The organism is Rhodanobacter sp. UC4438_H5 (genome assembly GCF_052978405.1).
On sequence record NZ_CM129672.1, the window covers coordinates 1,995,192 to 2,015,471 of the forward strand.

The following is a 20,280-nucleotide window of genomic DNA, read 5'->3' on the forward strand; positions in this document are numbered from 1 at the left end:
GGTTCGATTCCATCCCCTTTGACCTCGGACTCCAAACGGTCCCGTTACTCAAAGCGGGGGGACGTCGGGTCTACACGAAAACAAAGACTCGGGTCGTTTTCCTGCCTGCGCCAGCGCTGCAGGTCCAAGAAGCGAAGTCAAAGCATGCGGTCGCCTTACAAACCGCGATTGACCAGCGCGAACGGATCATCTTTTGAAAGAGAAAGGGCGCCCTCGGGCGCCCTTGTATCGTAGTGCCTGACTGCCATCACTCGACAGGACACGATGATTTTTGAAGATAGGTTGCCAATCCGAATAGCGCGAATCCATAGACCACAGCGGCGCCGATGATGCGAAACATATGAGCTCTCCTTTCATGGGCAGGCCAATCCCGCTCAACTAGGGGGATCTTGGTGCAACCTCGTCGCAAAACACGCGATTGGACTGCCGCGACGGCTACCCATGAGCAACAACAATGTCCAACGCTACACCTGCCAAGATCAAGGAAGCCACTGGTAATGCGTAGCGCAACATTTTGCCCCAGAACGTGTGCATCGGACGCAGGGCATCTTCAAGTAGCGAGATCCGCTGAATGGCCTGAGCACAAGCCTGCTCAGATCGAGCTAAGTTTGACTTGAGGCCAGCGATTTCGTGCGCAGCCTTGGCCTCGCTCTCGACGAGCAACTCACTGGTGGAACGCAGTTGCGCACCTAGCGCCTGCAGCTGATCGTCATGTGCCTCGACCATGGCCCGGTGAGCCATCTGCTCTTCAACGTGCCGGCGCAACTCGGTGAGGATGAAGATCGCAGCCTCGCGTTGATTGGCGTCAAGCGTAGTCGAATCCGCAGCGAGATTTTCGATTTTCCGGGTCAGTGCATCGTGGAAATCACGCAGAACCGCATTCTTGCGGATCTGCATCTTCATCACCAGTTCGAGAGCTAATTGTGTCGTATGGAGGCTCCCCGCCAGCTGCCCGACCATGCGAGCGAGGTCCTTCTGACCGGTGCCGGTAAACGAGCCTATGAACAGGGTGAAAGCCCCCTTGTTCTGATAGGAGTCAGCCAGCTTGCCAGCGCCCTCCACTGAGGCCATAGATTCGGCGAGATTGTTCAGGTGCCCCTCAAACTGGACCAGGGCGTCCCCTGCCGAAGGGGCCTCAGCGTCTGCTGGAGTCACCGATGCATCCACGCATTCTGGCTCTGCGAGCTTGACCAGCTTGGGAGTAATCACTTCGCTCATGGCTGAGCCTCTGGCTTGTCGTACGGGAGCGCCACCAAATGGCGCATATCGAGACGCTTGATTGACGTGTGCTCCCGCAGAACAGCCGTGCTTTCTATCGTCGCCATGACAAACCCTTGCGTCGACTCATAATATTCGCGTGCCACACCCATGAGGATCATTTCCTGTTGAGCCACGATCACCAATTGGTCAACCGCGTCCCGAGCCGCGTCTAGAGCGTCATGCCAGCCGGTTTTGAGATTGACGATGTAAGCCACCGCCGCGGGAATGACTTTTCTCAAGCAGTAGCTGCTGACACCAAAGCCAATTGCGGTTAGCGAGGCCGCCAGGTAGGGCGCGAACGGTCCAACGAAGGCAGTCAGCTGTGTTTCGATAAGAGGGTCGATCGCGTCCCAGAAGACCAACATGCCGCTGACGAGGACCGTCTCAGAGATCTTGACGATGAGCTCTTCCCGACTCATGGTCTTCGAACCTCGATAGAGATCCCATGCGCCTTTGGCGAGATCGCAGAGGTTCCTCACGAGCGCATAAACCTCAGCGATGGCCTTGGACAATGCATTAACCACGAACTCGATGAGCCCAGAAAGCAACTGCATCGCGGACGTCACCAAACCCTTAACGGCCTCGAAAACCTTGCGCAGAAATCTTTCCACACGCTCGGCAAGCGTTGGCTTCCCTTCTCCGAAGCAGATGTCCGCAAGCTCATCCTTTAGCGCAAAACAAATAGCATCAGCCAATTGCTCAAGTATCGCGAAAGACATGTTAGCCAAGCCTTCCTTTGCCGCACCACCAACCAGCTTTGCAGTGCTTCCGGATGAATCCTTGATCTTCTTCCCCTCCTGGTTGCTGCGGGTGCCCTGTTCCGTCAGAAGCTCTTCGCGACTGTTGATCGCGGGCTTATGCTCCCGGATAAGGTGAGCTTCCAATGCAGCTGCGGTTTCCTTAGATCCCATGACAATCCACCGCACTGTGCACCCCTCCTCCAGCACGCTATCCAATTTGTAGGGCTTGCCCATCCGTCTGCCCCGCCGATAGTCGTTCATATGACCAGCGACCCAGCGCTTGCCCAGCTTCGTGCTATCTCCCACATAGACAGGCCGGTTTTCTTTGTCAAAGACGACATAAACCCCAGGCGCATTCGGCATGTCGCGCATGCCTTCGGCGACGCCACCTTTCACGGTAAACGCGCCGTCAAACTTGATCGTCGTGATGGACGAAATGCCACTCACGAATGACTTCGTGATCACTTCTTTCCATGCCTGTCCTCGCTGAGCAACCTCCAGCACACTGGATGCGCCTGTCGCGTCCAACGTATCTGAGAGCACGGCCCCAGGATCAGAAGTTTTCGCGTTGGGGCGAGAGTTCTTCTTGTTCCTGTAGCCCGCCACGAGCTTGCGACGGACGTTGGTGATCCCCCGCTCTATGACTTTATCTAGGAGATCCGGAAGCACGACGGTGCTGTGGGTCGATTCATTCTGACGATTCATATGACCTTCCTTGCGTAGATGGCTGCAACCAGGTGAGCGAGCAAACCTCGGGTCGCACCTCATGACCGAGCGAATTCTCAACGGAGCTAAAAGATGATGCGCCAGATCATAGGGCGATTTGGATCTCAGGTTTCGAGACCTCGCGGCGGGGGTCAAAGCTAGTTGGCGACCTAGACGGTTTGAATCGCCCCGGGTTCCGTGGAGGCTGTTTGGTTTAAGTCAGACCTCCACGGGGGCTGCCTGACTGGCGAGTTGCCGGTAGTAGCTCTTAGACTCAACTTCCAAGTGCAACGCCCCCATATCAAGGCGTTGCCATGCGCAGAACCTACCATCACCTGAGTCCCGAAGATCGCGCGATGATCATGATCGAGCGCCAGAACGGCAGCAGCCTACGCTCGATTGCTCGCCGGCTGGGCCGTTCGCCGTCGACTCTTTCGCGTGAGCTGCGGCGCGCCGGGCCCGGAATGTACGACGCGACGCGGGCTGCTGAAGGCTATCGCGAACGTCGCGGCGCAAGTCGGCGCTCGCTGCTGCTGACGCCCGGCACGGCGCTCTACCAGCACGTCCACGATCGGCTTGTGTTCTCCCGCTGGTCGCCGCAGCAGATTGCCGCCAGACTGCGCCAGATGCCCGAGTCCGAACGCCCCGGCCTGGTCAGCCACGAAACGATCTACGCGACCATCTACGCCCAGCCGCGAGGCGCGCTGAAGCAGGGCATGGTCGCCGCGCTGCGCCAGTCGAAGCCCAGGCGTGGGCGCCGCAGGACAACGGCCTCGGCCTGCAGCTTTGTGCCGGAAGCGCTGCGGATCGAGAATCGACCGGAACACATTGAGAATCGTCTGGCGCCCGGCCACTGGGAAGGCGACTTCATCAAGGGCGCCTACAACCGCTCTGCGGTAGCGTGCTGGTGGAACGCAAGACACGCTTCGTGGTGCTCTGTCGCATGGACGGCTGCACAGCGGCGGATGCGGTGGAAGGCTTCACTCGCCAGATGAAGAAGCTGCCGGCCTTCCTGCGCGAGAGCCTGACCTACGATCGCGGCAGCGAGATGGCCAACTTCCGGGAGCTGAGCCAGCGGTTGAAGATGGACATCTGGTTCTGCGATCCGCATGCGCCGTGGCAGCGCGGCAGCAACGAGAACACCAACGGGCTGTTGCGCCAATTCCTGCCCAAGGGCAGCGACCTGTCGATTGCCAGCCAGACGTTGCTCAACGACATCGCCCGCCTGCTCAACGGCCGGCCGAGGCAAACGCTGGGATGGAGAACCCCGGAGGAAGCCCTGGCCGAGGAGATGGCGAAATTCTCACCGGGTGTTGCGCTTGCAAGTTGAGACCAAGGCTTGCCTCGGCCTCTGCCGGGGGGGGATATAGCCGATTGATCCGAGCAGGCGGTGGTGGTTGGACCGGGCACAGCGGCGGTGCGGTTCACGCACCTGCGCGGCATGCCGCCGATAGCCCGACGGGGCGATCTGCAATACCTTGCAGAACGGCTCGACCCCGAACGTGGCGCGATGCGCGTCGACGAAGGCCCTCAGGACTTGAGTTTGCGGTCGAGCTCCGCCTGGGCAAAAAAAGCGCTGGCCAGCTTCAGGATCTCGTTGGCCCGGCGCAGCTCCTTGTTCTCGCGCTCCAGCTCCTTCACGCGCTTCGCTTCGGCGGTGGTCACGCCCTCGCGTACGCCGCTGTCGATCTCGTGCCGCTGGACCCAGCTCAGCAACGTCTGCGGCACGCAGCCAAACTTCGGAGCGATCGACTCCACGGCGGCCCACAGCGATGGGTACTCACCGCGGTGCTCCTGCACCATGCGCACCACGCGCCCGCGGACCTCAGGGGAAAACTTCGTGGACTTGTTCATGGCTCCATCCTCTCAAGAGTGGGAGCCTCCTCAGAACCCGGGGCGATTCAGTTCGGAGGACCGCGGTCGACGAGGCCCGATCTTGTGACGCAGTTCTCACTTGGCACGGTTTCTGCTGCTGGTTTCAGTGAACCGCCCCGGTTCCGTCATCGAGAAGCAGCCATGGAAGAAGTCATCGATCGCACCGCGCCGAATTCGCCGGAAGAGTTGGCGATCCATTTCCTGATGCGCCACGCCGCGTGCCGCATGGCGCTGACCGGGCAGGCCGGCGAGCAGGCCTTGCAGCAAGCCTTGCAGCATGCCTGCTCCGGCCCATCGCAGCCCGCGCCCGCCATTGCTGGCGAACCCGCACCGAGGGTCGCCGCAGCCCCGGCGGAGGTGACGAAGGACGACAGCTGCGCCGCGCGTTTTTCACGAGCGTATGCCGCGGCACGTCACCGCGGCCGTTCCGCCGGCACGAACTGGGGCGCCCGCAGCGCCGCCTGAGGACGCGAGCCGCCGGCGCGGCGGCCATGCGAAAATGCGCGGCCCCCGCCCCGAACAGTGACCCGATGACCGCCTCGAAGTACGACTTCCGCCAGTTCCAGGAAGAACTCGCCCAACTCGAACGCAAGACCCAGTCGCCCGCTCCGTCCGGGCCGCTCGGCAAGAAAGCCGCTGCCGAGCAGCGTCTGGCGCAGGCCCGCGAGGAGTTCCTCGCCCTGCGCAAACGTTACGGACTCAGCGTGGCCGACGTGGTCGCCTTCTTCCCCGAGGAGGAAGGCATCGCCTACCTGCAGGAACTGATCGTCGCCGCGCAAGCCAAGCCGCGCCGTCTGGCCAAGCCGAAATCGTAGGGCGGGCACGGCCCGCCATCGTCATGCCGCGAAGCGGCCGGCGGGCGGTGCCCGCCCTACGGCTTGGGTTTCGACGCGGCCGGCGTGAGCGTCACGTCGCCGAACCAGGCCTGTACGTGGCCGCCGGTGTTGTCTGTGTCGGCGGAGAGCGCGATGCCGGTGACGCGCGGTGCCGGGCGGCCGAACGCGGCCAGGTAGTCGGCGGCAAGATCGCGGTGCTGCATTTGCCAGGTGCCGGCGCGGGCGTTGCCGCTCTGCAGGACGATGGTGCGCATCAGGGGCGAAAACGGACTGGGCGCGATGGTGCCGATCGGGTGGCGGTTGTCCCACACGTAGCACAGGGCCGCCGTGGGCATGGCGTGGCCGAGCGAGCGGCTGGCCAGTTTCAGTTTCATGCGTTGCAGCCACGAGAGACTGGAGCGCGGCACGTCGAAGAACACGTAGACGCGCGCGGCGAAATCGTCGCCCTGCTTCCTGGACATGTCCGCCGCCGCCACGCTGCGGTCGACTTTCCAGCGCCAGGTCAGCGTGCTGGCGGCGGGCAGGTCCAGTGCATGGGCGATGGCGCCGGCGGCGTGGTTGGCGTCGATGTTGAACACGCTGTCGCCGCCGTCGCGCACGATCGCCATGCGCGCGATCGGACGATGCCGCGACATCGCATAGGCCTTCCAGCCCTCGGGCAGCGCACTGCCCGGCGCGGTGCCGGAAAAGCGCAGGGTGACCGGCGCCGCAGCCGTCGCGGCCCACGCCACGGGCGCCAGCGCGAGCAGCGCGATCATCGCCCGCCACGACCACCGCGAGCCTCGCCCGCCACTCGCGCGATCGCGCGTGATCCGGCCAGGGAGCCAACGGGAAACGGAGGTTTTCATCATGGCAACAAGCCGGCAGACAAGCGAGCGGGGAGCATACCGGTGCCGCGTGCAGCGGGCGTGGATGAACTGCCGCCGCGCACCTGCGCGCCGCCGCGCCTGCCACACCGCGAATAAAAATTCGCGCTTGAGGCGCCACAGTTGCGTCAAACCCCTAAATTTTCGCTACATTGTGCGGGCCGCAAGGCCTCCGAGCCCAGAAAGCCGGGGTTTCCTACTATCGAGATCAACTAATGGCTACCAAAACCACTGCCAAGAAAGCTCCCGCCAAGGCTGCCAAGAAGCCTGCCGCCGCCAAGTCCGCCGCGCCGGTCAAGCCGATCGGCGAGAGCCTGTCGAAGTCCGGGCTGATCGCCCACGTCGCCGCCCAGGCCAACGTCGACGCGAAGACGGTCAAGGCCGTGCTCGCCGGCCTGGAGTCGGCCGTGCTCGCTTCGGTGCACAAGAAGGGCGTGGGCCAGTTCACCCTGCCCGGCCTGTTCAAGATCAACGCCGTCAAGGTGCCGGCCAAGCCGAAGCGCAAGGGCAAGAACCCGTTCACCGGCGAGGAGCAGGTGTTTGCGGCCAAGCCCGCCACGGTGAAGGTCAAGGTGCGTCCGCTGAAGAAGCTGAAGGACGCCGCGCTCTGATGCGCGGGTGTCGACCCGGGTCGATCGACCCGGACTGATCGACACCGTCTGATCCACCCGCGCGCCGCCGTCCGGCTCACACCGGGCGGCGGCGTCGCGTTTGCGGCATGGCCGATCACCTTGCTGAACCGTTGGCGGGGATTCACGCCCGCGTTCACCGGATGTTTTCGCCCGGCGCCCAAGACTCGGGGCTTTCCGCAAGCATCGAGGTGCGCCATGAAACCGACGTTCCCCTCCCTCGCCCTTGCCGCGGGCATCGGCCTGCTGTCGCTGGGTGCCTTCCAGGTCGCGATCGCGCAACAGGCCATGACCGAAGCGCAGGTACGCGCCCGGCTCACCGCCCAGGGCTACACCGACGTGCATGACCTGAAGTTCAAGGACGGCATGTGGAAGGCCGAGGCGGACAGCGCCGACGGCAACGACCTGGACGTGCGCATCGACGCCAGCACCGGGGAGATCTATCCCGACACGGCAGTCTCCAACCTGAGCAGGCACGACGTGGAAGCGGCGCTGTCCACCCAGGGCTACACCGACGTGCACGACGTGGATTTCGACGAGGGCATCTGGAAAGCCAAGGCCGACAACCCGGCAGGCAAGAAGGTCAAGCTGCGCATCGATGCGCACACCGGCAAGGTGATCGGCATCGAATAGCGCCCGCGCGGCACGGGCCGCGGGAAATGGACGCGGGGAAATGGACCGGTACCGGCGAGTTGACTAGTATCGGGATTCCCTTCCCCATGTGACGGATTGCCCGTGAAGCGATTGCTCCTTTCCGCGCTCGTCATCGGCGCCTGTGCCGCAGCACAGGCCGCCGATGTCCCCACCTTCAGCACGCAGCGCCTCTCCGACGAGGTCAAGACGCTGTCCTCGGATGCCTTCGAGGGCCGCGGCCCGGCCACGCCGGCGGAGACGCGCACCATCGACTACGTGGTCGAACAGATGAAGGCCGCCGGCCTGCAACCGGGCGGCGACCTCAAGGACGGCAAGCGGCTGTGGACGCAGGCGGTGCCGCTGCTGCGCACCGAGATCATCGGCAAGCCCGAACTCAGCCTGACCCTCGGCGACAAGACCGAGCCGCTCACCCAAGGCGAGCAGATCGCCATCCGCGCGCCGATGGACGGCGCCAGTTCGGTCGACATCAGCCATGCGCCGCTGGTCTTCGTCGGCTACGGCGTGAAGGCGCCGGAGCGCGACTGGGACGACTTCAAGGGCGTCGACCTGCACGGCAAGATCGCGGTGGTGCTGGTCAACGACCCGGATTTCGAAACCGGCAAGGGCGACTTCGGCGGCAAGGCCATGACCTATTACGGCCGCTGGACCTACAAATACGAGGAGGCCGCGCGCCAAGGTGCGCTGGGCCTGCTGGTGATCCACGAGACCGCGCCGGCCTCCTACGGCTGGGCCACGGTGAAGAACTCCAACACCAACACCATGTTCGACATCGTGCGCGACAAGCCGGGCGACTCCCACCCGCGGCTGGAAGGATGGATCCAGCGCGACCTCGCGGTGCAGCTGTTCAAGCACGCGGGGCTGGATTTCGACAGCGCCAAGAAGCTGGCGCAGACGCGCGCGTTCAAGCCGATCGCGCTGAAGGGCGAAAGCCTCTCGGCCAATTTCAAGGTCGACAAGAGCGTGATCACCTCGCACAACATCGTCGGGCGCGTGATCGGCAGCAAGCATCCCGACCAGACGGTGATCTACAGCGCGCACTGGGACCACCTGGGCATCGGCCTGCCCGACGGCACCGGCGACCGCATCTACAACGGCGCGGTGGACAACGCCACCGGCACCGCGGCGCTGATCGAGATGGGCCGCGCCTTCGCGCACGCGCCGCAGCCGGAGCGCAGCGTGGTGTTCCTCAATGTCACCGCCGAGGAAAAGGGCCTGCTCGGCTCGGAGTACTACGCCAGCCACCCGCTGTACCCGCTGGCCACCACCGCCGGCGTGATCAACATGGACGCGCTCGACCCGCACGGCCCCACCCGCGACTTCACCATCTCCGGCAACGCCAAGCTCGGCCTGCTCGACGACCTGGTCACGACGGCGAAGAAGTTCGGCATGGTCTACACCCCGGACTCGCACCCGGAAGCGGGCTACTTCTTCCGCTCCGACCACTTCTCCTTCGCCAAGCGCGGCGTGCCGGCGGTGTCGTTCGGCTCGGGCGAAGACCGCATCGACGGCGGGCTGAAGGCGGGCGAAGCGGCGGGCAAGGAATACACCGCCAAGCACTACCACCAGCCCTCCGACGAGTGGCAGGCGAGCTGGCCGTTCACCGGCATGGCGCGCGACCTGCAACTGCTCTACACCGTCGGCAGCCAGCTGGCGAACTCGGACCAGTGGCCGGGCTGGAGCAAGGATTCGGAGTTCCGCGCCGCACGCGAGGCGACGGCCGACCAGCGCAAGTAAGCGCCCCACACGACGCCGCGCCGGTCACCGGCGCGGCGTCGTCGTGTCCGCCCTTCGCCCAGGAGCCCGCTCGCGGGCGATGCTTTCGTGATTCCCGCCGCAGGCGCATCGCCCGCGAGCGGGCTCCTACCCGTGGTCGGGTGCGGAAAGGCGCGCGAACCAGGCGCCGTGGCCGGGCAGGTGCAGCTTGCCGTCCCGCATCGTGCCGGCCTGCAGGCCATGGCCGTCGAGCGCGGTCGCCGCCCCGGGCAGGGGAGGCAAGGCCAGCTCCGTGGCCGTGGCGCCGAGGTTGAACACCACCAGCACGGTGTCGTCCCGCAGCCGGCGCAGGAAGGCCAGCACCGGCTCGGGCGTGTCCAGGAATTCGATGTCGCCCCAGCGCAGCGCCGGGTGGGCCTGGCGCCAGCGCATGAAGGTGCGGAAACCGTTGAGCACCGACTGCGGATCACCCTGCTGCTGCGCCACCGCGCGGGCGCGGTGTTCCTCCGGCACCGGCAGCCACGGCATGCCATGGCTGAAGCCGGCCTGCGCGTCGTCGTCGCTCCACGGCATCGGCGTGCGGCAACCGTCGCGGCCCTTGAACTGCGGCCAGAACGCGATGCCATAGGGGTCGCGCAACGACTCGTACGGCACGTCGGCCTCGGTCAGGCCCAGCTCTTCGCCCTGGTAGATGCACACCGAGCCGCGCAGCGAGCAGACCATCGCGGTGAACAGGTTGGCCAGCTGCGCGGAGGCGTCGCCGTTGCCCCAGCGGCTGAGCACGCGCTCCACGTCGTGGTTGGAGATGGCCCAGCACGGCCAGCCTTCGGTCATCTGCGCCTCCAGCTGGCGCACCGTGCCGCGGATGTGCGCCGCGCTGAAATCCTCGGTGAGCAGCTCGAAGCTGTAGCCCATGTGCAGGCGGCCATGCATGGTGTACTCGGCCATGGTGGCCAGCGAATCCTCCGAGGAGATCTCGCCCAGCGCGGCCACGTCCGCATAGCCGTCCATCAGCGTGCGCAGCTCGGCGAGAAAGCCCAGGTTCTCCGGCTGCGTGTTGTTGTAGTAGTGGTACTGGAACGCGTACGGGTTGGCCGGGCTGAAGCCGCGGCCGACGCGCTGCTCGCTCGGCTTGGGCGGGTTGTCGCGCAGCTGGCGGTCGTGGAAGCAGAAGTTGATCGCGTCCAGGCGCACGCCGTCCACACCCTTGTCCAGCCAGAAGCGCACGTTGTCCAGCGTGGCCGCGCGCACGTCGGGGTGATGGAAGTTCAGGTCCGGCTGCGAGGCGAGGAAGTTGTGCAGGTAGTACTGGCCGCGGCGCGGCTCCCACTGCCATGCACTGCCGCCGAACAGCGACAGCCAGTTGTTCGGCGGCGTGCCGTCGGGCCGGGCGTCGGCCCACACGTACCAGTCGGCCTTCGGGTTGTCGCGGCTCTGCCGGCTTTCGCGGAACCATGCGTGCTCGGCCGAGGTATGGCTGAGCACCTGGTCGATCATCACCTTCAACCCCAGCCCGTGCGCCTTGTGCAGCAGGCGGTCGAAATCCTCCAGCGTGCCGAACAGCGGATCGACCTCGCGGTAATCGGCGATGTCGTAGCCGAAATCCGCCATCGGCGACTTGAAGAACGGCGCCACCCAGATCGCGTCCACGCCAAGCTCGGCCACGTAGTCGAGCCGCTCGACGATGCCGGGCAGATCTCCCACCCCGTCCCCGTCGGTGTCGAGAAAGCTGCGCGGGTAGATCTGGTAGATGATGGCGCCACGCCACCACGGGGCATTGCTCATTCGCCTGTCCATGCCGTTGCCACCCGGGGCTGCAGGACACGCCGCGTGGCGAACCTGTCGGGGTTGGCGAGCAGCTTAGCGGCTGCAGACAGGCCTGCCGCGATCGTGCATACGTATTCATGGATCGCCGCTGCCGCTACGCAGCATCAGTGGCTACCACGGCGTTTGGACGTCCAAACGAACAGCGGCCGGAACCGGCGCACGCCGCGCCGCGCCTGCATTCGCGCCGCTCCGGCATCGACGCGCAGCGTCCGGCGCAGACATGCCGCTTCGACAGGCCGCGACGCCCCGGGCGAGGCCTTGCGACGCGGCGCAGCAGAATGAATACGTATGCATGAACGGCTCGCTCCGACGCAGCCGTCCTAACATCGGCCTCACGGAGTCGACCGCCGCATGTTCGACGGCAGCGGCCCGCGAGTTCCGAACAGACCATCACGATCGTCACAAGACCTGCAGTACTTACCCTGGGAGGGGACAACGGTGATACTCAAACACAACGTGCTTGCCTTGGCGCTGGCATCGGTCGGTTTCTGCGCATTCATTCCTGCCCACGCTGCCGCCCCGCGGGCCAGCAGCGCGACCGCTGCGCAGGACACCCAGGCCCAGGACGCCCAGACCCAGGATGCGACCACGACGGATACCAAGGCCGACAAGGATCGCCGCCGCTCCGCCAAGGACAACGCCAAGCAGCTGCAGGCAGTCGAGGTGAAGGGCTTCATCAGCAGTATCGAGAACTCCACCGCGCTGAAGCGCAACGCCAGCACCATCGTCGAGGCGGTGTCCGCCGAGCAGGTCGGCAAGTTGCCGGGCGTGTCCATCGCCGATGCGCTGGGTCGCCTGCCCGGCCTCGCCGTGCAGACCGTCAGCGGCCGTCCGCAGGTGCTGACCATCCACGGCCTGGGCCCGGACTTCTCCACCGCGCTGATCAACGGCGGCCAGCAGGTGTCCACCTCCAACAACCGCGACGTGCAGTTCGACCAGTACCCGTCGAGCTGGTTCGACAACGTGGTGGTGCACCTGTCGCCGTCGGCAAACCTGATCGGCCAGGGTCTCACCGGCACGGTGGACATGCATACCATCCGCCCGCTGGACAAGAACGGCCCGGAGGCGGCGATCAACGCGCGCTACATCTGGAACGGCATGTCGCAGCTCGCCGACGGCCCGGGCGTGAGCAACAAGGGTCACAACGTCAACGGCGTGTGGGTGCACCAGTTCGCCAACAACACGCTGGGCGTGACGCTGGGCGTGGACCTGGAAGACAGCCCGTCGCAGATCGAGCATCAGCAGCCGTGGGGCTACCCCACCGACGCCAACGGCAACTACGTCATCGGCGGCTCGAAGAACTACGGCATCACCGATTCGATGAAGCGCAGCGGCCTGCTCGCCACCGTGCAGTGGCGGCCGAACGAGCACTACACCGGCACCGTCGACCTCACCTTCGACGATTTCAAGGAAGTGCAGCAGGCCAAGGGCATGGAGTTCCCGCTGTTCTGGAGCTCCGCGCAGCTGCAGCCGGGCGGCACGGTGCAGGACGGTTTCATCACCAGCGCTGCGTACACCAACGTCAAGCCGGTGATCCGCAACGACTACAACCGCACCAAGGCGCGGGTCTACAACTTCAACTGGGACAACCAGTTCACCATCAACGAGAACTGGTCGATCGACGCCGACGTCAACTACTCGCGCGCCACCCGCGACGACATCAACCTGGAGAGCTACTCCGGCACCGGCTTCACGGCGGCCAACGGCGCACTCGACACGATCGGCTTCAACCAGATCGACAGCGGCCTGTTCTATTTCTTCCCGACGCTCGACTACACCCAGGGCGTCGTGCTGACCGATCCGCAAGGCTGGGGCGGCGGCAACGACGTGGTGCAGGCCGGCTTCATCAACGCGCCGCACACCGTCGACTACCTTGCCAACCTGCGCCTCGCCGCGCAGCGCAGCTTCGCCAGCGGCCCGATCGCCAGCGTGGAATTCGGCGTGGCGCACAGCACGCGCAACAAGACCTACCACATCGACCAGAGCTTCCTCACCCTGGGCGGCGGCACCATCAGCGGCGGCACCGCGGTCACCACCGCGCCGTTCAGCGGCACACCATGCAGCCCGCTGGCGTGGATGGGCGTGGCCTCGCAGCTCTGCTACAACCCGTTCAACCTGCTCGACAGCGGCACGCTGCAGAGCGTGCCGACCTTCGGCTCCTCGCTGAACCTGCCGCCGAACTGGGAAGTGCGCGAGAAGACCTTCACCCCGTTCGTGCAGTTCAACCTGGACACCTACCTCGGCGACGTCGGGCTGCGCGGCAACTTCGGCGTGCAGGCCTCGCACACCTCGCAGCGCGCCACCGGCGAGCGCGTGGCGCCGGGAAGCGCGGTCACCGGCAATGCGATCACGCTGATCCCGGTGGTGGGCAGCACCAGCTTCAACAAGTTCCTGCCCAGCGCCAACCTGATCTTCGGCCTCACCGCCAGCGATGATCTGCGCGTCAGCGCCGCGCGCACCATGGCCCGCCCGCGCATGGACCAGATGAACGCCAGCATGGCGGTGAGCGGCAACATCACGCACCTGACCAGCACCGACCCGAACCAGGCCTATTTCAGCTCGTCCGGCGGCAACGCCAAGCTCAAGCCGACCATGGCCGACAACTACAACGTCAGCTACGAGCACTACTTCTCCGGCGGCAACAGCTACGAGTGCAGCTCCGCCGACCAGAAGAACTCCGACCTGTGCCGCGGCAGCGGCGGCTACGTCGCGTTGTCGGGCTACTTCATCAAGCTGAAGGATTACATCAACCCGAACGCGGCCTACCTGTACGACTTCAGCTCGTTCCTGCCGTTCGGCCTGACGCCGGATCAGCTGAGCCAGCTGGGCACCACGCTGGGCACCGTCTCCGGCCCGACCAACGACGGCCGCGGCTACGTGAAGGGCGCGCAGCTCACGCTGAACCTGCCGTTCAACCTGATCGCCCAGCCGCTGAACGGCTTCGGCGTGATCGTCACCGGCAACCGCACCAAGAGCTCGCTGGTGTACCCGGGCAACTCCGACCCGATCACCGTGCCGGGCCTGTCCAAGTGGGTCGCCAACGGCACCTTGTACTACCAGCACGAGGGCTTCGAGGCGCGCATCAGCGACAGCTACCGCTCCAGCTTCCTGGGCCGCGTGTCGGGCATCAGCGCCAGCCGCATCGAGCAGACCATCCAGGGCGGCAGCACCTACGACGCCCAGGTCAGCTACAGCTTCGACTCCGGCTCGCTGAAGGGGCTGACCCTGATCGCGCAGGGTTCCAACCTGTCCAACAAGACCTTCACCACGTTCCAGAACAACGACCCGCGCCAGGTGCTGACCTGGGAACGCTACGGCCGCATGTACGAACTGGGGGTCTCCTACAAGTTCCAGTAAGACCTAGCAGCACACCTGCTCCCCTGCGGGCCCCGTTGTGCAAGATCAACGGGGCCTTTTTTTTGACAGGCGCGGCGGCGCGGGTTACTTCAGGGCCGGACGCAAGCGGGGAAACGGCAACGGCATGAACGCAGCACCCATCCAACGCGTGGTGATCGTCGGCGGCGGCACGGCCGGCTGGATGACGGCCGCCCTGCTCGCCCGGGCGCTGGGCAAGGCGGTGCAGATCCGCCTGATCGAGTCGGACGAGATCGGCATCGTCGGCGTGGGCGAGGCCACCATCCCGCAGATCCGCCACATCAATGCGTTCCTCGGCATCGACGAGGACGACATGCTCAAGGCCACCCACGGCACGTTCAAGCTGGGTGTGCAGTTGAACAACTTCGGACGGCTCGGCGACTCCTACCTGCACGCCTTCAGCGACATCGGCCTGCCGCTGGGGCTGATCGGCTTCCATCACTACTGGTTGCGGAACCGCCGGCGCGATCCCGACAGCGACCTATGGGCCTACTCGCTCAACACGCAGGCGGCGAACGAGCACCGCTTCGCGCGCATGGAGAAAGTCGGCGACACGCCGCTGGGCGGCATCAAGTACGCCTACCACTTCGACGCCGGCCTGTACGGCCAGTACCTGCGCAAGCGCTGCGATCCGGCCGTGGTCACGCGCATCGAAGGCAAGGTGGTGGAGGTGAAGCTGCGCGAGGGCGACGGCTTCATCGAATCGGTGCGACTGGCCAGCGGCGAGCGCATCGAAGGCGATCTGTTCATCGACTGCTCGGGCTTCCGCGGCCTGCTGATCGAAGGCGCGCTGCACACCGGCTACGAAAGCTGGCAGCACTGGCTGCCGTGCGACCGCGCGATGGCCGTGGCCTGCGCGCGCAGCGAACCGCTGTGGCCGTACACCCGCGCCACCGCGCGCAACGTCGGCTGGCAATGGCGCGTGCCGTTGCAACACCGCACCGGCAACGGCCTGGTCTACGCCAGTGCGCACCTGAGCGACGACGAGGCCGCCGCGACGCTGCTGGCGAACCTCGACGGCGAGGCGATCGGCGAGCCGCGCCCGCTGCGCTTCACCACCGGCATGCGGCGCAACGCCTGGCAACGCAACTGCGTGGCGCTGGGCCTCGCGGCCGGTTTCATGGAGCCGCTGGAATCGACCAGCATCCACCTGATCCAGTCCGGCATCAGCCGGCTGCTGGCAATGTTCCCCGACCGCCAATGCGATCCGGTGCTGGTCGACGAGTACAACCGCCAGACCCGCTTCGAATACGAAAGCATCCGCGATTTCCTGATCCTGCATTACAAGGCCACCGAGCGCGACGACACGCCGTTCTGGCGCCAGTGCGCGGCCATGGAGATTCCGCCCGGACTGGCCCGCAAGCTGGCGCTGTTCCGCGGCCACGGACAGATTTTCCGCGAGCGCGAGGAACTGTTCACCGAAGTCGCCTGGCTGCAGGTGATGATCGGCCAGCGCATCGAGCCGCAGGCGTATCACCCGCTCGCCGACGCACTGGATGCGACGCAACTGGATGGCTTCCTCGGCGACATCCGCACCCTGGTCGGCCGCGCCGCCGCCAGCATGCCCGACCACGCCCGCTTCGTCGCCGACCACTGCCGCGTCGACCCCTAGAAGGAGACCTCGCCATGCCTCGATCACGCCTCGCCCTGCTCGCCTTGCTCGCCCTGCTCGCCTTGCTCGCCCTGCTCATCGCCGGCCCGGCAATCGCCGCCACCAGGCCGGCACCCGCGGACACGAAGCCGGCCGCCTCCGACGTGTGGTACGAAATCTTCGTGCGCAGCTGGGTCGACACCAATGGCGACGGCATCGGCGACTTGAACGGCGTCACCGCGAAACTCGATTACCTGCAATCGCTGGGCGTCAGCGGCATCTGGCTGATGCCGATCAATCCCTCGCCCAGCTACCACGGCTACGACGTCACCGACTACCGCGGCATCAACCCCGAGTACGGCACGCTGGCCGACTTCGACCGCCTGCTGGCCGAGGCGCACAAGCGCGGCATCAGGATCATCATGGACCTGGTCATCAACCACAGCAGCAGCGAGCACCCGTGGTTCAAGGCCGCGCGCGATCCGGCCAGCCCGTACCACGACTGGTACCAGTGGTCGAACAGGCACACCGATCTCGATGCGGTGAGCGCCACCGGCTCGCCGGCGTGGCACGCGCTGGGCAAGCAGCACTACCTCGGCATCTTCGTCGACCAGATGCCGGACCTGAACTTCGACAACCCGGCCGTGCGCAAGGAGATGATCGACATCGGCCGGTTCTGGTTGAAGCGCGGCGTCGACGGCTTCCGCCTCGACGCGGCCCAGCACGTCTATTACGACTTCGAGAACCAGCGCCACGACCCGAAGATCCTGGCGAAGAACCTCGCCTGGTGGAGCGAGTTCCGCCACGGCATCGACAGCGTCGATCCGCAGGCTTATGTCGTGGGCGAAGTCACCCGCGACACCGAGGCCGAGCTGGCGCCGTGGTTCAAGCCGCTCAGCGGCGTGTTCAACTTCCCGCTGGCCGTGCAGCTGATCGAAAGCGCCCGCAGCGGCCACGCCGGCAAGCTGCCCGCCCTGCTCGACGGCACCACGCAGGCCTATCACGCGGTCACCGGCAAATACGGCATGGACGTGCCGTTCCTGTCCAACCACGACCAGGAACGCGTGATGAGCCAGCTGCACGACAACCCGCAGCAGATGCGCATCGCCGCCGCGATGCTGCTGACCCTGCCCGGCGAGCCGTTCATCTACTACGGCGAAGAACTCGGCATGCGCGGCAAGAAGCCCGACCCCGACCTGCGCGAGCCGATGCGCTGGTATCGCGATCCGCAAGGCACCGACCAGACGCACTGGAAGGCTTTCAGTGCCGGCGACGGCCCGGACATCACCGTGCAAGCGCAGCAGGATGATCCGCACTCCCTGCTGACGCGCTATCGCGAACTGATCGGCTGGCGCCGTCACATCGGCGCCTTGCGTGATGGCGCGCTGACCACGCGCGACTTGGGCAACCCGCAATTAATCGCGTGGGAGCTGCGTGATGCGCACGGTGCGGTGCTGGTGGTGCACAACCTGTCCGGCAGCGCGCAAACCATCCGGCTCGCTGCGCACGACCTGCAACGCTATGCCGGCGTGCGCGCCCGTACCGAGGACGCGACTACGCTGGCGCAAGGTGTGCTGCACCTGCCGGCGTACGGCTCGGCGGTGCTGCAAACGGCATCGGCCAGCACCAAGTGAATCGCGAGAACCGCCACCACGGCAGGAGCCCGCTCGCGGGCGATGCTCTGGCTTTGCCGGATCCCGAACCCGCCATCCTGAGCTTGTCGAAGGACCGAATCCCGAATTCCGACCCAAGAGCATCGCGCGCGAGCGGGCTCCTGCGGAAGGGACATGGCTCCCACTCGAACGCAAGCCTGCACCGACCCCACTGCGGAGCCCACTCATGACCCGATCGTCCGCCCTGCTCGCCGGCATCTTCGCCACGCTGCTCGCGCTCGCCCCAGCCGCCCCGGCCATGGCCAAGGCACCCACCACCTCCTCGACAACGAGTGAGCGCATCGACATCCCCACCGACACCGGCAGTGTGCGCATCACCCTGCCCGCCGCCAACGTCGTGCACCTGAGCGCGCTCGTCGACGGCAAGTCGCCGGCACGTTCGATGGTGATCGACCCCGCGCTCGCATCCGCGCCGACCGGCGCCGGCGAAGCGACCACGGCGCTCACGCTCGACTCGCCGCAGGTGCGCGTGCGCTACGACCGCGCCGCGCACAGCCTGTCCATCGCCGACGCGCAGGACCACGTGCTGCTGCACATCGCCGACGTCAGCGCGCTGGCGCACGGCAAGCTCAGCCTCGGCCACGCGGCCGGCGATCCGATGTATGGCGTCAGCGGCTACGACGCCTTCACCAGCGATGTCGGCGCCGGCATGCTGCGCCAGGGCAAGCTGGAGGCCAAGGCCGGCGAGCAGGGCTGGGCCGGCGCGCCGCTGGCGTGGAGCACCGCCGGCTACGCCGTGCTGGCCGACATCGACGGCGGCCACTTCACGCTGGCGCCCGCCAGCATCGACATCGCCGCACCCGAGGCGGCGCCGCTGGATGTCTACGTGATCGTCGGCGCGCCCAAGGCGATCTTCGCCGCGGTCGCCGACTTGAGCGGCCACACGCCGCTGTTCCCGAAATGGGCGATGGGCTTCACCAACAGCCAGTGGGGCATCGACCAGAAGGAACTCCTGCAGATCGTCGACACCTACCGCGCCAGGCACATCCCGATCGACAACTTCACCCTCGATTTCGACTGGAAGGCCTGGGGCGAGGACAACTACGGCGAGTTCCGCTGGAACCCCGCCAAGTTCCCCGACGGCCCCGGCGGCGCGCTGGCGAAACAGCTGCACGCGCGCGGCATCCAGCTCACCGGCATCATGAAGCCGCGCCTCCATGTCGACACGGTGGAGGGACGTTACGCGACGGAGCACGATTTCTGGGTACCGGGCGAGAAAGTCAGCGACGACTACTTCTCGCACAAACCGGTGAAGAACATCGACTTCGACATCCCCGCCGCGCGCACCTGGTTCGCCGAGCTGGCGATGAAGTACGGCTTCGACCAAGGCATCGTCGGCTGGTGGAACGACGAGGCCGACACCACCGGCAGCGACACCGAGTTCATGAACATGCAGCGTGCCTTGTATGAGGCACAGCGCGCGCAGAGCAAGCTGCGCGTGTGGTCGGTCAACCGCAACTTCTGGCTTGGCTCGCAGCGCTACGCCTACGGCCTCTGGTCGGGCGACATCGACACCGGCTTCGCCAGCATGGCCGGCCAGCGCGCGCGCATGCTCAGTGCGATCAACGTCGGCGCCATGCAATGGGGCATGGACGGCGGCGGCTTCAAGGGCCACCCGTCGAACGAGAACTACGCACGCTGGATCCAGTTCGGCGCGTTCACCCCGATCTTCCGCGTGCACGGCGCGTTCGACGAAAAACGCCAGCCCTGGGTCTACGGCCCCGTCGCCGAGAAAGCCGCCACCGCGGCGATCCGCCTGCGCTACGCGCTGATCCCCTACATCTACAGCTACGAGTACGCCCGCCACGTCGACGGCGTCGGCCTGGTGCGTCCGCTGCTGTTCGACTGGCCGCACGATCCGAAGGTTGCCAACGACGTCGACAGCTGGCTGTTCGGCGATTACCTGCTGGTGTCGCCGGTGGTCGAGCGAGGCCAGACCGAGAAATCCATCTATCTTCCGGCCGGCCACTGGCTCGACTGGTTCAGTGGCAAGGCCTACACGGGCGGCCAGACCATCTCGCTGGCGATCGACGCCACCCACTGGAGCGACATCCCGCTGTTCGTGCGCGAAGGCGCCATCATCCCGACCCAGGCGGTGCAGGACTACGTCGGCCAGAAACCCGTCACCGAAGTCTCGCTCGACGCCTTCCCCACCGACCAGCGCACCAGCTTCGACTACTACGACGACGACGGCAGCACCTACGCCTACGAACACGGCGCGTACTTCCGCCAGTCGCTGTCCCTGCAGCAACACGGCGACACCGTGATCTTCCGGACCGGCAACCCCGAAGGCAGCTTCCACCCCGCCCTGCGCACCTGGCTGCTGAAGATCCACGGCCACGCCGCACAAGCCGTGCAAGTCGACGGCAAGCCGCTGGTCGCACAAGCCGACGCCGCAACCCTGCAACGCACCGACACCGCAGGCTGGGCCACCGGAAAGGATCGCTACGGCCCGGTGACGTGGGTGCGCCTGCCCGCCGGCAAGACAACGACGGTCACGCTGCACGACCGGCGATAAGCGCACAACTTCTCCGGC

13 protein-coding genes, 2 pseudogenes and 1 other annotated feature are annotated in these 20,280 nt (G+C 65.8%); of the genes and pseudogenes, 10 read left to right on the plus strand and 5 right to left on the minus strand.

The features are described 5' to 3' along the window. Nucleotides 1–435: 435 nt before the first annotated feature. Complete coding sequence (locus tag ACVCL9_RS09535; protein WP_447098313.1) at nucleotides 436–1,218, minus strand: hypothetical protein; 783 nt, start codon at nucleotides 1,216–1,218, stop codon at nucleotides 436–438. Continuing rightward, nucleotides 1,215–2,705: a nucleotide excision repair endonuclease gene (locus ACVCL9_RS09540; protein WP_447098312.1), complete on the minus strand. Its 1,491-nt coding sequence runs from the start codon at nucleotides 2,703–2,705 to the stop codon at nucleotides 1,215–1,217. The genes ACVCL9_RS09535 and ACVCL9_RS09540 overlap by 4 nt, the downstream gene beginning before the upstream one ends. A gap of 314 nt (nucleotides 2,706–3,019) precedes the next feature. Between ACVCL9_RS09540 and ACVCL9_RS09545 the strand changes: the two are divergent. Then, nucleotides 3,020–4,035: pseudogene (locus ACVCL9_RS09545) on the plus strand (IS30 family transposase). Nucleotides 4,036–4,086: 51 nt separating this feature from the next. On the opposite strand, the pseudogene ACVCL9_RS09550 reads toward ACVCL9_RS09545, so the two are convergent. Then, nucleotides 4,087–4,559 (minus strand): annotated as a pseudogene (locus ACVCL9_RS09550) (transposase); the annotation flags it as partial. Next, nucleotides 4,165–4,281: a sequence feature (AL1L pseudoknot), on the minus strand. (Overlaps the previous pseudogene by 117 nt.) A gap of 162 nt (nucleotides 4,560–4,721) precedes the next feature. On the opposite strand from ACVCL9_RS09550, the gene ACVCL9_RS09555 reads away from it, so the two are divergent. Together ACVCL9_RS09555 and ACVCL9_RS09560 are read left to right on the plus strand one after the other, a co-directional pair. Further along, on the plus strand, nucleotides 4,722–5,045 hold the full coding sequence (locus tag ACVCL9_RS09555) for a hypothetical protein (RefSeq protein ID WP_447099565.1): 324 nt from the start codon (nucleotides 4,722–4,724) through the stop codon (nucleotides 5,043–5,045). 65 nt (nucleotides 5,046–5,110) lie between these two features. After that, nucleotides 5,111–5,395 (plus strand): 2-hydroxyacyl-CoA dehydratase, encoded by a 285-nt coding sequence (locus ACVCL9_RS09560; RefSeq protein ID WP_447098310.1) that lies wholly within the window; start codon nucleotides 5,111–5,113, stop codon nucleotides 5,393–5,395. Between the two features lie 56 nt (nucleotides 5,396–5,451). Here ACVCL9_RS09560 and ACVCL9_RS09565 read toward each other — a convergent pair whose 3' ends face one another. After that, nucleotides 5,452–6,174 carry a DUF3047 domain-containing protein gene (locus ACVCL9_RS09565; protein WP_447098309.1) on the minus strand — a complete coding sequence of 241 codons (723 nt, stop codon included), beginning with the start codon at nucleotides 6,172–6,174 and terminating at the stop codon, nucleotides 5,452–5,454. Nucleotides 6,175–6,497: 323 nt separating this feature from the next. Here ACVCL9_RS09565 and ACVCL9_RS09570 point away from each other — a divergent pair, with 323 nt between their 5' ends. The 3 genes from ACVCL9_RS09570 to ACVCL9_RS09580 all read left to right on the plus strand — a co-directional run bounded on the left by ACVCL9_RS09570 (nucleotide 6,498) and on the right by ACVCL9_RS09580 (nucleotide 9,299). Beyond that, entirely contained in the window at nucleotides 6,498–6,893 is a 396-nt protein-coding gene (locus ACVCL9_RS09570; protein ID WP_447098308.1) for an HU family DNA-binding protein, read from the plus strand. 216 nt (nucleotides 6,894–7,109) lie between these two features. Beyond that, nucleotides 7,110–7,544 carry a PepSY domain-containing protein gene (locus tag ACVCL9_RS09575; protein ID WP_447098307.1) on the plus strand — a complete coding sequence of 145 codons (435 nt, stop codon included), beginning with the start codon at nucleotides 7,110–7,112 and terminating at the stop codon, nucleotides 7,542–7,544. Between the two features lie 102 nt (nucleotides 7,545–7,646). Further along, entirely contained in the window at nucleotides 7,647–9,299 is a 1,653-nt protein-coding gene (locus tag ACVCL9_RS09580; RefSeq protein WP_447098306.1) for a M28 family metallopeptidase, read from the plus strand. Between the two features lie 126 nt (nucleotides 9,300–9,425). On the opposite strand, the gene ACVCL9_RS09585 is transcribed toward ACVCL9_RS09580, so the two are convergent. Then, nucleotides 9,426–11,063, minus strand: coding sequence for an alpha-glucosidase family protein (locus ACVCL9_RS09585; protein WP_447098305.1), 1,638 nt, complete (start codon nucleotides 11,061–11,063; stop codon nucleotides 9,426–9,428). 480 nt (nucleotides 11,064–11,543) lie between these two features. Here ACVCL9_RS09585 and ACVCL9_RS09590 point away from each other — a divergent pair, with 480 nt between their 5' ends. From ACVCL9_RS09590 to ACVCL9_RS09605, 4 genes are all read left to right on the plus strand, one after another. Continuing rightward, nucleotides 11,544–14,462 carry a TonB-dependent receptor gene (locus tag ACVCL9_RS09590; RefSeq protein WP_395119899.1) on the plus strand — a complete coding sequence of 973 codons (2,919 nt, stop codon included), beginning with the start codon at nucleotides 11,544–11,546 and terminating at the stop codon, nucleotides 14,460–14,462. A gap of 124 nt (nucleotides 14,463–14,586) precedes the next feature. Continuing rightward, the gene (locus tag ACVCL9_RS09595) at nucleotides 14,587–16,092 is read left to right on the plus strand and encodes a tryptophan halogenase family protein (RefSeq protein ID WP_447098304.1); all 1,506 of its coding nucleotides are present in this window, start codon (nucleotides 14,587–14,589) and stop codon (nucleotides 16,090–16,092) included. 14 nt (nucleotides 16,093–16,106) lie between these two features. Then, nucleotides 16,107–17,705, plus strand: coding sequence for an alpha-amylase family glycosyl hydrolase (locus ACVCL9_RS09600; protein ID WP_447098303.1), 1,599 nt, complete (start codon nucleotides 16,107–16,109; stop codon nucleotides 17,703–17,705). Between the two features lie 205 nt (nucleotides 17,706–17,910). Next, complete coding sequence (locus tag ACVCL9_RS09605; protein WP_447098302.1) at nucleotides 17,911–20,262, plus strand: glycoside hydrolase family 31 protein; 2,352 nt, start codon at nucleotides 17,911–17,913, stop codon at nucleotides 20,260–20,262. Nucleotides 20,263–20,280: the final 18 nt, after the last annotated feature.